Origin of the sequence: Tepidibacter hydrothermalis, assembly GCF_029542625.1 — a bacterium.
Lineage (GTDB): Bacteria > Bacillota > Clostridia > Peptostreptococcales > Peptostreptococcaceae > Tepidibacter_A > Tepidibacter_A hydrothermalis.
On record NZ_CP120733.1, the window covers coordinates 3,301,171 to 3,315,295 of the forward strand.

Genomic DNA, 14,125 nt, shown 5'->3' on the forward strand with positions numbered 1-14,125 from the left:
TCTTCTCATGAATATTTCAACTATATACCCAATTTTAGGCATGTTTTTTTTAATATGTATCGTCTACTTTTTTGCAATTAAAGTATTTAAGTTGCCTCAAAGAATGTATGCTTATTTAAACGAGATGGATAAAAGAGAAAGTAATATAGACTATTCACGAAAAAAATAGATATTTCAAATAATTGCTTCACTTGTATTTATGTGTATTTTTAGATATAATACTTTAGTTTCCATATATCTATAAATTACAAGGGAGGTAATTAGTTGAACAAAGACAACAAACTAGGATATTTAGCAGTTATTTCAAGTAATATAATTATAGGACTAGCTTTTTTATTTACAAAAAAAGCTGTAACTGCTACTGATCCTATCACTACTTTATTCTTAAGGTTTTCTATATCTTTTATAGTTATGTCTTTTGCTATTTTATTTAAAATAGTTAAAGTTAATTTTAAAGTAAAAGATTTAAAAAAACTCATTTTTATGTCTACATTTTTTCCAAGTGGATTTTTCTTATTCCAAAGCTTCGGTCTTAAATATGCATCATCATCTGAAGCTGGAATTATAAGTGCTTTGACACCCGCTATAATATTGATTCTTAGTATTATCTTTTTAAAAGAAAAAACTAATATAAAGCAAATACTATCTATTATACTTTCAATATTCGGGGTTATATATATATTCTCAATGAAAGGTATGTCTTTAAACTTAGATAATTTTTTAGGTCTTTTCCTAATTTTTATTTCTTGTATATGCTTCTGTATATTTAGCATCTTATCAAGGAAATTTTCTAAAGAGTTTACTCCAGTTGAGATATGCTTTTTCATGCAGCTGTTTGGATTCATAGTATTCTTAACTATGTTCATTTTTAATGGAAATGATTTCAGTAATACAGTTTTATTACTTAAAGATGTATCATTAATAGGTCCAATACTGTATCTATCTGTTTTATCAACACTTGTAACTACTATTCTTAACAATTACTCTTTATCTAAAATAGAGGCTTCAAAGGTAGGGGTATTCTTCAATATATCTACAATAGTATCAATAGCAGCTGGTGCATTAATACTTAATGAACAGATATTTTATTACCATATAATCGGATGTGTACTTATAATAATGGGAATATTTGGAGCGAATTACTTTTCTCCTAAGATAGAGACTAAGCATATATCTAAGAAATCAGCATAAAATCATTTTTTACATAGTGGTTAAAACAAAAAAAGAGGGTTATTGAAATGTTAGCTACTTTTAAGTAGCGGTATTTCAGTAATCCTCTTTTTTCGATTAAACACATAAATTATTTACTTAAGCTTCTCTAAAACCCCTTTAGCATATTCCTTAGCTCCAAAGAGCGACATATCTCTATAGTTTCCACATTGTATTTCATTAACTGCTGGAATTTCGTCAGCTTTTAATACTTTCTCAAGACTATTTATAAGTGCTTTCAAAACTATTTCCTTATCTATATCTCCCACTAATATAAGATAAAACCCTGTTCTACATCCCATAGGAGATAAATCTACAACATCATTTAATTCTTCTCTTATAAATCCAGCCATTAAATGCTCTATAGCATGTAAGGCTGCTGTTGGTATAGCTTCTTTATTAGGTTGAGTAAATCTCAAATCAAACTTACTTATTATATCTCCTTTAGGAGTTTGAATTCTTCCACATTTTCTTACAAATGGAGCTGTTACCTTAGTATGATCCATTGTAAAACTTTCCACTACAATATTTTCCACATTAAATCCCCCTTTATTTTTTACAAGCCCAAGTTCTACAATTTGAGCATGTATTTGTTCCCTTACAGATTTCACTTTTATATCCAGTTGGATAATTTGTTTCTTTTATTTGATAAGACCACCCTACAATTGCTGTCACTGATTTTACAGGTTGTAATAAAAAGTTCGAGCTTACATTTATATCTTCGTGAGTTTTTAATATATCTAATATATTCTTTTGATATCTTAAATCCCAATCTCCATATCCTGGGCTAAACCTTAAAGAAGAATGAACTCCTTTTAGAAGGTTTTTGCCTACAAGATAGTTGTGGAATTTATCTATTACTATCTCCACTGCATGTGAACCCAAGATATCGGCTATAGAGCTTTTTTTTAACTCACAACTAAGATATTTTTCTTGAGAATATTTAGGTAGCTCATCTCCTATGCTAAGCGCTATCAAAGTTATCTTATGACATCCTGAGAGCCCTTTTGCTAAATAAGCACTGTCTATCTCTATTTCATCTAGTACTACATTATCCTTTTCTATACTTTTTATATTCATATCTTTATAATATATACATGGTTTTATATATTTTTTGATATTTAAAACCTCATTTTCTAATCCTCTTAGTTCATCTACTCTTTCACATATAGTATCTATTTCTTTTTCTATATTAAAATTATATAAAACATTTACGTCCATAAAATATCTCCATATATCATATTAGTGAATCTACAAGCTTAACAGCACTTACTGCGTCTTCACTATATCCATCTGCACCAGATTTTTTTGCAAATTCTTCTGTGACTACTGCACCTCCAGCTATTATTTTAATGTCAGGAAGTTCCTTTCTTATATATTCTGTAGTTATAGCTATCTCAGTCATAGTAGTAGTCATAAGAGCACTTAAAGATATCACATCTGCTCTTTCTTCTTTAGCTGCTTTTAAGAACTTATCAGGAGATACATTCTTTCCTAGATCAACTACCTTATATCCATGTGATCTTAACATAACACTTACCATATTCTTTCCTATATCGTGTACATCTCCCTTAACAGTTCCTATAACTATAGTTCCTTTAGTTTTAAGGTCAAAGCTAAATGTATCCTTTATAAGATCAAATATCTTTTCAACTATCTCCGCACTAAGCATTAATTGAGGAAGGAAGTACTCTTTGTTTTCAAATTTCTGGCCTACTATATCTAGTGCTTTTATCAAGCCTTCATCTATTATTTCTGATTTATCTATATTTTCATCTAAAAGCTTCTTAGCTATATTTATTGCTTTATAGGACCCATTCACTATTAATTTCTTAAGTTGATCAACTGATATAATATCGCTTGATTCATCTATTTTAGGATTTGAAATACTTTTTTTACTGTTTAAACTTATATAATTAGTTGCATTCTGATCTCTATTTGATAAAACAGATGCTGCTTGATAAGAATTCATAATATTTTCATCTAATGGATTGAGTATTGCAAGATCTAATCCATTTAAAATAGCCATAGACAAGAACGAACTATTTAACTTACTTCTGCTTGGAAGTCCAAACGATATATTACTAACTCCTAGAACTATGTTTACACCTAATTCTTTTTTTATAACTTTTATAGCTTCTAAAGTTTCAATAGCTGCATTATTATCTGTAGAAATACTTATACACAACGGATCTATGTATATATCTTTTTTAGGTATATTATACTCAATACATCTATCTACTATTTTTTTAGCTATTTCAAGTCTTTCCTTTACAGTGTTTGGTATTCCATTTTCATCAAGAGTAAGACCTATAACCCCTGCTCCATACCTTTTAACTATAGGAAGTATTGATTTAAGACTTTTTTCTTCTCCATTAACAGAGTTTACTATAGCTTTTCCATGATAGTTTTTTAAAGCTTGCTCTAAAACATTTTTATCTGTAGAGTCTATAGATAAAGGTGCATTTACATTCTTCTGAATTAAATTCACTAAATTTTTCATAACATTTACTTCATCTATTCCATCAGTTCCCACATTTACATCTATTAAATGTGATCCATTTGAAACTTGAATTTGTGCCTCATCTTGAGCTATTAAGAAATCTCCATCTTTTATTTTTTGAGCTAGTTTTTTATTTGCTGTAGGATTTATTCTCTCGCCTATTATTTTTGGAATATAGTTCTTACCTATGTTTACTACTTCTTCTCTACTTGCAAGTGTTGATACTTGTTCTATATCTCTTTTTACAACTTTCAAATCTTTGGCTCTTTCTTTTATAAACTTAGTATGTTCAGGAGTAGATCCACAGCATGATCCGAATATATTAACTCCTATTTCAAAATAGGGTTCAATTTTTTCTATAAAACTTTTACCATCTAATGGATAATGTATGCTCCCATCTTTTACAACAGGTAACCCTGCATTTGGTTGAACTATAACTGGTAAACAAGTAGTTTTACATATCTTTCTAGTAACCTCTAATAATTCTTCAGGTCCTCCCGAACAGTTTACTCCAACAGCACTAGCACCTAATGACTCTAATACTATGGCTGCTGATTCTGGTCTAACCCCTGTTAATGTTCTATCTCCTTCATAAGTCAGTGTACATATAACTGGTATATCACATACATCCTTTGCAGCTAAAAGAGCTGCTCTTATCTCTCCTAAATCATTGAATGTTTCAAGAAGTATAAAGTCTGGTTTTTTGCTTGATAAAGCATTTATTTGTTCTTTAAATATCTCATATATCTCATCAAAACTATTGTTTCCTATAGGTTCAACAAATTTTCCTGTAGGACCTACCGATGCAGCTACATATTTATTGTATTTATCAGCTATCTTCTTAGCTATTTCTACTGCTTTTGAATTAATCTCATATACTCTATCTTCAAGATTGTACTCTTTCAGCTTTACTCTACTTCCACCGAATGTGTTAGTAGTTATAACATCTGCTCCTGCTTTTAAATATTTTTCATGTATTTTAATAACCTTATCTGGATAATCTACATTCATAAGTTCAGGGCAGTGACCAGCCTTTAATCCCTCTTCCTGCAGCATAGTTCCCATGGCACCATCAAACACCAATAGTTCTTCTAGTATATTTGTCATAAATATCACCCCTGTAATAATTCTAAAGTCAAATCATAATCCTTCATAGGAAATATATGAATCCCTTTTGACATCCCCTTTATATTTGAGTATGTCTCTTTTAATATATTTAAAGTCTCTTGCTTCCCACCTTTTTCAAGTCTATCTATAAGATTTTGAGGAATATCTATTCCAGGAACATTTTTATTTAGATAATTTGCAAACTTCACAGACTTTAAAGGCATAAGTCCGTATAATATTGGAATATCTATGTGTTCAACTTTTTTCGTAAACTTTTCTAGTTTTTCGATATCAAATACAGGTTGAGTCTGGAAAAAGTTTACGCCTCTTTCTATCTTTTGATGAAACTTATCTAACTCTTTTTCTAAATCATCACTACATGGATTTACTACTCCGCCTATGAAAAAATCAGTTTTTTCTTCTAGTTTATTTCCACTAAAATCAAATCCATTGTTTAGTTTAGATACAACTTGAGTAAGACCTATAGAGTCTATATCAAATACACCTGTAGCATCTTTGTGATCCCCAATGTCTGGTTTATCTCCTGTTAAAGTCAATATATTTTTAACTCCTAGAGCATTAGCTCCTAGTAGCTCTGATTGAATAGATAGAATATTTCTATCCCTACATGCAAAGTGAAATATAACTTCAAGGTCAAGCTTACTCTGTATTATACTTCCTAAAGATATAGGACTCATTCTCATGTTGGCCATAGGATTATCTGGTATATTGACTCCATCTATTAATTTTGCTAGCTTTTGTATCCTAGCTATTTCAGAGTCTGAACTACCCGACTTCGGTGGTTCTATCTCTATAGTAGTTACAAATTGGTTTTGTTTAATTTTTTCCCTTAATTTTTTCATATTAATCCTCCCTATCTTATTGAGATCAATGAGATAAGAATCCTAAATAAAAAAACCTCTTTCAACTGAAAGAGGTTACAATTCATAGAAAGCTTATCTTTCAGCTAATTAGCTGCTGGATTTAGCACCGATGCACATTCGTGCCGGTTGCCGAGACTTCACTGGGCCAGTTCCCTCAATCTCTCTCGATAAGAGTTTATTTTGTTTTTTTATATACTATATTATCTTGAAATATATGTCAAGCATTTTTTTCAGAACATTTTATCATTTTAATATTTTTAACAATTTATTCATATTTTTTAAGCCCTTCTCTAAAAGCCTCAATAGTTTTCTCATTTTCATCTAATCTATATGTTCTAGCTGGGTTCATGTTTTGATCCCAATCTATTCCATTCCACCATATAGCAACTTTTATATTTTTGAAATATTTAATATTACTAAACATTTCATTCATCCAATTTACTTTATCTCCTCCTACACTGTTACATCCGAACTCCGTAATCATAAATGGTTTATTAAAGTTCCTTATATACTCATTGTAAAGAGGTACATATATTTCATTAAAATTCCTCCATTTTTCGCCTTCATAATACGTTCCAGCATTATATCCTGTAAGACCTATTATATCTACATACTCATCTCCAGGATAATAATTCAAATAATTGTTCCACTTAAAATCTGGAAAAGAATTATCATGTGGATTCCATACCCAAAGCACATTCTCCACTTTATTAGACTTAAATATTTTATATACATACTTATATACATCTTTAAATATATCTGTATCCTTAGAATAATAGTAACTAGAATATGTACACCAATCTCCATTCATCTCATTGTTTAATCTAAACATTACGGGATGATTAAACTCTTTTATTTTTTTTGCATAATCATTTAGAAAATCATCGTATTTTCCATCTAATATAGAATACATAATAGTTGTATTATCTTTATTATCTAAATGCATAGTTTGAAGTGTCAACAATACAAATCTATCATTGTTGTATGCATTTAACATCTCTCTCATAGGAAAACCTTCACTAGAAAAAGACTGATATTTGACTAAGAATTTAAAAGTGTAGTCTAGCTTTTTTTCAAGAGAATTTAAAAAATCAAAACTTTCAGGGGCAGTATTTTCGAAAATTCCCCACTTCAATTCATCATTCTTTAAAAAATATTTTTTATAAAACAACATAGTCTCTTCATTTAAATTCTTATTCTCTAAAGTATCACAGGTTCTTAAATCTTTGTTATCACTTATAACTTTAAAGCTACCTATAATCTTTATATATTGCCTAGGGTGTTTTAAAGCCTTAGATGATTTAATAATTATAGTATAAGCTTCAGTTTCACTTTTTATAAACTCTGCACTTACATAATAATTTTTATCATTTTTAACTTTTGAAAGTTTTTTACGTCTCCATTTTAATAAATGTACTTTCATATTATTTATTTTTAAATTTTTATCAAGCTCTATTATATGATTTTTATTGTTTGCAAATTTATTACTATAGTTTATATAAGATAAAGAAGAAGATATATTATCCTTAAAATCATCATGATATATTTCTATTTTCATATCTTTATCATATACAACAGTTTTGATATTTCCTAAGGATTTGTCTATCTTCATTCTTTTAGGATATTTAAAAGTGTATAAATTATTACCGTCTACATAATCAACATATTCATCATAAGCATAATTTTTATATATTTTGAAGTTAGAAATACTTACAATTGATATTATAAGTATTAAAATTATTATTAAAAATTTTCTTATATTCAAAATTTACCCCCAGTTTATTATAGTCTTAATTTATTTTATTTAAGACAAAGGATAAACATTCCATAAATAGTCTTTATAAGGATTTTAAATGTCTTATGTACTTGATTTATGTAAATTTAAAACTATCTAGCAAAATACAAAATATTATTATAGATACTTTCAATTTTATTTTTCCAGAAATTTTTTCTTGAATTTATATAACCTCTAAAACACTGAATTAAAAACTACCCTCATTAAAATGTTAGCTACTTTTTGATTAATATTTTTACATACAACTTAGATTACGACTACAGAATATACGTTAAAAAACTTTTTTGTCTGACCATAGGGAGTTTAAAAGTTTTAGTATATTCTGTAGGCGTAGTCTTTAGTTGTATAAAAATATTAACTAAGTAGCGGTATTTCAATGAGGGTAGTTTTTAGGTTAACTGCTAATTAATATTCATAAATATCCTCAAACTGCAATTTATAAAGATCACTATAAATTCCATCTTGATCTATAAGCTCCTCATGACTTCCACACTCTGTTATACCATCATTAGTAAGAACTATTATCTTATCTGCATTCTTAATAGTAGTAAGTCTATGTGCTATAACCAGTGTAGTCCTATTTTTAGAAAGATCGTACAAAGATTTTTGTATTATTCTTTCAGTTTGAGTATCAAGGGCAGATGTAGCTTCATCTAGTATTAAAATAGGAGGATTTTTAAGGAATATCCTAGTTATTGCAATTCTCTGCTTTTGACCTCCCGATAATCTAACTCCTCTTTGACCAATATAGGTATCGTATCCATTTTCAAGAGCTACTATAAACTCATGTGCATTAGCTTTCTTTGCAGCCTCTATTATTTCTTCATCTGTTGCATCGTACTTTCCATAAAGTATATTTTCTTTTATAGTCCCTGAAAACAAGAATACATCCTGTTCTACAACTCCTATATTTTTTCTTAAATCACTTATTTTCATATCTTTTATACTTATTGAATCTATCTTTATATCTCCGCTACTTACCTCATAAAATCTAGGTATTAACCTTAAAAGTGTAGTCTTTCCAGCTCCAGAAGGGCCTACTATAGCTATAGTTTGTCCGGATCGTACACTCATATTTATTCCTGTAAGTATACTTTTGTTGTTATTATATCCAAAACCTACATCATAAAATTCTATGTTTCCTTTTAACTTATCAATAACTACTGCATCTTCCTTTTCTTTAATCTCAGGATCTATATTCATAATCTCTATAAATCTTCCAAATCCCGCCATACCTCTTTGATAGTTTTCTATTAACGCTGTTATCTTTCTTATAGGCTGTAAAAACATAGATACATATAATAAAAATCCTACCAAATCACCTGTTGTTAGTTCTTTATTGTATATAAGATATGATCCATACATTAGTACAACTAAATTTATCATATTTGAAAAAAATGTTATCCCACTAAAAAATTGTCCTAATACCTTATATGATTTCTGTTTTGTCTCTTTAAAACTTTTGTTGCCTATATCGAATTTGGCTTCTTCATATTCTTCATTGTTAAAAGCTTTTACAACTCTTATACCTGATATAGAATCCTCAGCCTGAGCGTTTATTTCTCCAACCTTTACCCTTAAATCTTTAAATGATTTTTTTAACTCTCTATTTTTTATAATTGCAAATGTTAGCATTATAGGAATCATAGAGAATATTACCAAAGTCATCTTTATATTTAGTGTAAGCATTATAAAAAACGAACCTAAAAATGTAACTAATGCTATAAATAAATCCTCAGGTCCATGATGTGCAAGCTCTGATATTTGGTTTAAATCATTTACAATCCTTGACATTATCTGTCCAGTCTTTACCTTATCGAAATACGAAAATGAAAGCTTATTTATATGTTTAAAAAGTTTTCTTCTCATATCATACTCTATTCTGACCCCTAGAGTATGCCCCCAATAATCTACTATAAACTGAAGTATAGCTCTTAATATATACAGTGTTAAAAGCAGTATTCCAAAGTACATAATCTTTTTCATATTTCCACTTGGTAATAAATCATCTATTATTTTTTTAGTGAATACTGGGAATACAAGATTCATTAAAGACATTATAAATGCACAAGTAAAATCTAGTATAAATAAAGATCTATGAGGCTTATAGTATTTGATGAACTCTTTTATCATTCAATCACTCCTTTCTTAAGTTTCACTTTACTATATTATAAGTTTATTTTTCTAAATGTTCACTATATTTATTCATAAAATTCGTCTAGTAGCTACGCACTGGCTCATGTCGCCAACGAATCCTACCGGGCTTTATTGCTCAAAATAAAAAGAACTCCTTTACTTTACGAAAAGAAGTATCTGATTAAAATTTATTTTTTTGTATCCTCATTAACATGGACATAATTATAAGTCCAATAAATACAGCATTAATTGATGTTACAATTAATGTACCTATCAACAATATTCCTAATTTAAAAATCATCAATGCTATTATTAGCATACTAATTAAAATTGTTCCACTCCAAAATTTCAGTTTAGAAAATTTACTTATTTGAATGTTACTATTTGTATTTACATTCTTATCTTGAATAGCATTAAGATATGCTATTATTGCTATAAATCCTATAAATGTACTACCATGCTGTAGAATCTTATAGATTGGAATTTTAAAATTTAAAATATCTATATACTCTGATAGTAATCCTATATTCTTAACGAAAATACCTGTTTTGTGCGTAAATCCATCCCAAACAATATGAGTTAATGCTCCTAAAATAGCTGAGTAACAAAACACAATGAATTTTGATAATGAATTTATTCTCCAATATCTTTTTATTAAATAACGATATCTATTGCAATAAGGTTTTGGTAAATTAGATATTATAGGCTTTTTCAATATGTAATGATAAATATAAGCTATTATAAATATAATTGGTAAATTAAAATAAAATTGTCCTAGAAATGTATGTCCAACTATTTGTATTGGTCTAAAATGAATGAAATATTCAAAATCAGGAGCCATTGTTCCAATTATTAATGCTGTAAAATCTAGATACTTAGTTTGTTTAAATCCAAAAGGCAATACAATAGATGGATGTGCGAATGTAAATGGCATATTTCCCTACCTCTCACTTAAGTTTTTTGTCTTATCAATTTTTCTTCTATTATACATCATAAGTAAAGCCTTCTCTAGTATACTAGAGAAGACTTCTATAAATCTCTTTTTTGAAATTTTCTAACCGCTAATATAAGCATAGCTATTATATATATTATAATATAAATCATCATAGCAGAGCTTGGTTGAGTTTTGGCACCCATCAAACTACCAATGCTTAAATTTAATCCAGATGATGTAGTAAATAATACTGAAGAAGCTTTTTTGTAAATTATATCTGATGGTATTATAAGACTAGTTATAATACCTATATTGCTTAAAGCCTGCTTTGTAGCTTCAACAGTAATAACTCCAGACATTTGCTCTAGAAATCCACCTATCATACCAAAGAAATACATTATAAGCAATGTGATTCCAGATGCCATTGTTGACATTGAACAACTAAAAAATATTCCTATTGATGTGAGCAAAATTGGTAAAAGATATAGTGTTAGTAATGATTTTAATATAGAATTAAATGGTAAATTAACTATCATTCCTTTTCCAAAGAATATATTAAATCCTATTATACTTAAGTAAAAAAAGGTAACATAAGGTATTAGTACTAATAATATTCCTATATATTTACCCAAAACTATTTCATATCTTTTTATAGGCTTTGCAAGTATAGCATCATATGTTCCATTATCTACCTCAGTCGAAATAGCTCCAACACTTGAGAATATAGATAAAAATGATACGATAAATACCATAGCATAAATTCCCATAGATATAAGTTGGCTAGATATAGTAGCTCTAATAAAAGGTTCTTGTATTTCTAATGAGTCATATGCAAAGTTTAGTGCTGTTGCGTATAATATTAAAAAGATAGCTGTAAGTCCAAGAGTTAAATACAATATTTTTTTCTTTCTTATTTCAATAAATGTAAGCCTTATTATTGTACTCATCTTTCGTCCGCCTCTCCAACTGTATTTATAAATAATTCTTCAAGTGCATTTTCTTTTCTCTTTATCATATATAACAATCCATCATTTTTAACTATTGTATTTACAACCTTTGGAATAGTCTTATCATCAACATGTATTTCTATATTATTATTTGATATATTGACAATAGGGTCAATCTTTTTTAGATCATTTATAATCTTATCATTTATATTTTCTACTAAAGCCATTACTGGTGAATATATTAGTTCATCCATTGTTCCTACTTTTTTGATATTACCTTTATCTAGTATAGCAATTCTATCTGATATCAGTTCAACTTCACTTAATAAGTGAGTATTTAAAAATATCGTTTTTCCTTGATTTTTCAAGTCTGATATAATGTCACGAACCTGCTTTCTTCCAACAGGATCCAGTGCACTTGTTGGTTCGTCCAAAAACAGTATTTTAGGATTTGAAATAATAGCACATCCAAGACCTATCCTTTGCTTCATACCCTTGCTGTATTCTTTTAACTTCTTTTTTTCATGACCCTTAAGCCCTACTATTAAAAGTACTTCTTCTATTCTCTTTTTTATATCTTGCTTACCCATCTTGTATAAAAGCCCGTGATTGAATAAAAGCTCATACCCTGTAAGCCAATTTTGATATTGAAAAAGCTCAGGTAAATAACCTATTTCCTTTCTAACTTCTACATTACCTATATTTTTTCCTAGAATCATGCCTTCTCCAGATGTTGGATGAAGTATTCCTAAAAGTGTTCTTATAAATGTACTTTTTCCAGCACCATTTTTTCCAAGGAAACTAAAAACTTCCCCCTCTCTTACAGAGAGGGAGATATTAGCAAAGCCACCTTTTCCATTAAATTGTTTAGTTAAATTTTGAGTTTGTATAACCATAATTAAAACATCTCCTCAACAGCTTGTATTACTTCTTTTTCTTCACAATCACTGTTTATCATATACGTATTTCCTTCATAGTTAAAAAATATACCTATATTCTGATAAGATTTCTCCTTATTTTTTATTAATACAGCTTTTTGTCCATTAATAGTTATATCTTTTTTTATTTGAGATTCTGGATTATACGGTATTACAAGTGTAGATTCCAACTTATCTATAGATGCAAATTGTCTTTTTAAATTCTCTGGTAAAATTTTCATAGTAATCAATGTATTTATTAAATCTTTTTCATCTACATCTTTTGGAATTTTGATCTCAGGTGTTTTCATTTGTATAACTTGTATATAATCTTCTCTTGAGCTTTTATCCCCTTGTTCTTTTTTATTCATTGTATATGACATAGAATCTTCAAAACTAATACCGAAGTTCTTATTATCTAAAGATTTTGGAAGCTTAGTATCTTCTCCCAAATAAGCTAATAAATCATTAGCTTTATCTACATCTAATTTCATATTTAAATTTGATGCTGGAATTTTATTTACATATTCATATTTAAACTTTTCAGTTTCTTTAATCACATTGTCTATTTTTAATTCTTTTTTTATCATATCTTCTGTTGGGTTATCTAAACCTGGTAGTGCTTCTTCTTTTGAACTTACACTTAAACTTCCCATATCACCTATTTCAAGTTCCCCTGTACCTTTCTCAAATAAAGCTTGAATTTCTCGTATATCTTGCTCATTAATAGCAACACTTTTCACTTCTTGAACTCTAAAAATCTTTAAAAAATCTTCTGCCATAGCTCTAACAGGCTCTGCAAATACTAATCCTGCACAAATAACTAACCCTGCAGCTAATGCAGTCCATCTTTTCATATTTTTATTCATATTTATAACTCTCCTTTTTTCTACCTTTATATTTGGTCTTAATGGTATCTGTAAATCTTTATTTAATAAGTTCTGTACTGATTTATCTTGATAATTTAATATATCGTATTTTTGCTTACATTTTGGACAAGAATTTATATGTCTTAATGCTTCATCTACATCGCCTTCATAGCTATTATCTATTATTTGTTGAAGTATTTTTTCTTCATAGCACATTCAAATCACCTTCTCCTTCATATAGTTTCAAAAACTTTTTCTTTCCTCGTGCTATAATCTGACTTATATTATTTTTAGGAATACCCGTTGCATTGTGTATTTCTTCATAAGAGTATCCTGAAAATTTTAGAATAAGACATGTACTTTGTTCATTTGAAAGACTAGATAAAATATTTCTAACTGATTTTATCTGTTCATTTCTAAATATCTGATCCTCTATACTAAATATATTGTTTACATCTTCCAACATATTTTCTTCTCTTTTTAACCTTCTTTTTTCACCTCTTATGTGATTAAGTGCTAAATTAGTAGCGACTTTAGATAACCAGGCTCCTACAAACTCTATATCCTCTTTAGTGTTATAGTACTTTATAAATACTTCTTGAGTTATATCCTCTGCTAGTTCATTACTTCCTAATAAGTAATATAATTGTTTGTATACTACTGTATAATATTTTTCGTAGTCTATTTGAAATTGTTCTTCTTTTAATTGTTTTCTTCTTAGGATCCTAAAAATCTTGATCACCTCCTGCTCTCATATATATAAACACCACTGTATAAAAAAAAATGACACTTTTATAAAAAAAATTTTTAATATAATAAATGCC

At 28.3% G+C, this 14,125-nt stretch carries 12 protein-coding genes and 1 riboswitch; of the genes, 1 reads left to right on the forward strand and 11 read right to left on the reverse strand.

Annotated elements, in window-relative coordinates; genetic code table 11:
* The first annotated feature begins 264 nt into the window (after positions 1 to 264).
* A complete protein-coding gene (locus tag P4S50_RS15610; protein WP_277731756.1) occupies positions 265 to 1,191 on the forward strand; it encodes a DMT family transporter in 927 nt (308 codons plus the stop codon).
* A 113-nt stretch (positions 1,192 to 1,304) separates the two neighbouring features.
* On the opposite strand, the gene P4S50_RS15615 is transcribed toward P4S50_RS15610, so the two are convergent.
* The 11 genes from P4S50_RS15615 to P4S50_RS15665 all read right to left on the reverse strand — a co-directional run bounded on the left by P4S50_RS15615 (position 1,305) and on the right by P4S50_RS15665 (position 14,043).
* Entirely contained in the window at positions 1,305 to 1,745 is a 441-nt protein-coding gene (locus P4S50_RS15615; protein ID WP_277731757.1) for an S-ribosylhomocysteine lyase, read from the reverse strand.
* A 13-nt stretch (positions 1,746 to 1,758) separates the two neighbouring features.
* Positions 1,759 to 2,430 (reverse strand): hypothetical protein, encoded by a 672-nt coding sequence (locus tag P4S50_RS15620; RefSeq protein WP_277731758.1) that lies wholly within the window; start codon positions 2,428 to 2,430, stop codon positions 1,759 to 1,761.
* Positions 2,431 to 2,446: 16 nt separating this feature from the next.
* Positions 2,447 to 4,819 (reverse strand): homocysteine S-methyltransferase family protein, encoded by a 2,373-nt coding sequence (locus P4S50_RS15625; protein WP_277731759.1) that lies wholly within the window; start codon positions 4,817 to 4,819, stop codon positions 2,447 to 2,449.
* 5 nt (positions 4,820 to 4,824) lie between these two features.
* A complete protein-coding gene (locus P4S50_RS15630; protein WP_277731760.1) occupies positions 4,825 to 5,682 on the reverse strand; it encodes a methylenetetrahydrofolate reductase in 858 nt (285 codons plus the stop codon).
* Between the two features lie 90 nt (positions 5,683 to 5,772).
* Positions 5,773 to 5,877: riboswitch (SAM riboswitch) on the reverse strand.
* Positions 5,878 to 5,968: 91 nt separating this feature from the next.
* Positions 5,969 to 7,468, reverse strand: a complete 1,500-nt coding sequence (locus P4S50_RS15635; RefSeq protein WP_277731761.1) for a glycoside hydrolase family 26 protein — start codon at positions 7,466 to 7,468, stop codon at positions 5,969 to 5,971.
* 435 nt (positions 7,469 to 7,903) lie between these two features.
* Complete coding sequence (locus tag P4S50_RS15640) at positions 7,904 to 9,631, reverse strand: ABC transporter ATP-binding protein (RefSeq protein WP_277731762.1); 1,728 nt, start codon at positions 9,629 to 9,631, stop codon at positions 7,904 to 7,906.
* Between the two features lie 184 nt (positions 9,632 to 9,815).
* Positions 9,816 to 10,568 (reverse strand): DUF4184 family protein, encoded by a 753-nt coding sequence (locus P4S50_RS15645; protein WP_277731764.1) that lies wholly within the window; start codon positions 10,566 to 10,568, stop codon positions 9,816 to 9,818.
* A 95-nt stretch (positions 10,569 to 10,663) separates the two neighbouring features.
* Positions 10,664 to 11,515: an ABC transporter permease gene (locus tag P4S50_RS15650; protein ID WP_277731765.1), complete on the reverse strand. Its 852-nt coding sequence runs from the start codon at positions 11,513 to 11,515 to the stop codon at positions 10,664 to 10,666.
* Positions 11,512 to 12,411, reverse strand: coding sequence for an ABC transporter ATP-binding protein (locus tag P4S50_RS15655; RefSeq protein WP_277731766.1), 900 nt, complete (start codon positions 12,409 to 12,411; stop codon positions 11,512 to 11,514). Before P4S50_RS15655 ends, P4S50_RS15650 begins: the two co-directional genes overlap by 4 nt.
* 2 nt (positions 12,412 to 12,413) lie before the next feature.
* Entirely contained in the window at positions 12,414 to 13,517 is a 1,104-nt protein-coding gene (locus P4S50_RS15660) for a hypothetical protein (protein ID WP_277731768.1), read from the reverse strand.
* Positions 13,507 to 14,043 (reverse strand): sigma-70 family RNA polymerase sigma factor, encoded by a 537-nt coding sequence (locus P4S50_RS15665; protein WP_277731769.1) that lies wholly within the window; start codon positions 14,041 to 14,043, stop codon positions 13,507 to 13,509. Before P4S50_RS15665 ends, P4S50_RS15660 begins: the two co-directional genes overlap by 11 nt.
* Between the last annotated feature and the right edge of the window lie 82 nt (positions 14,044 to 14,125).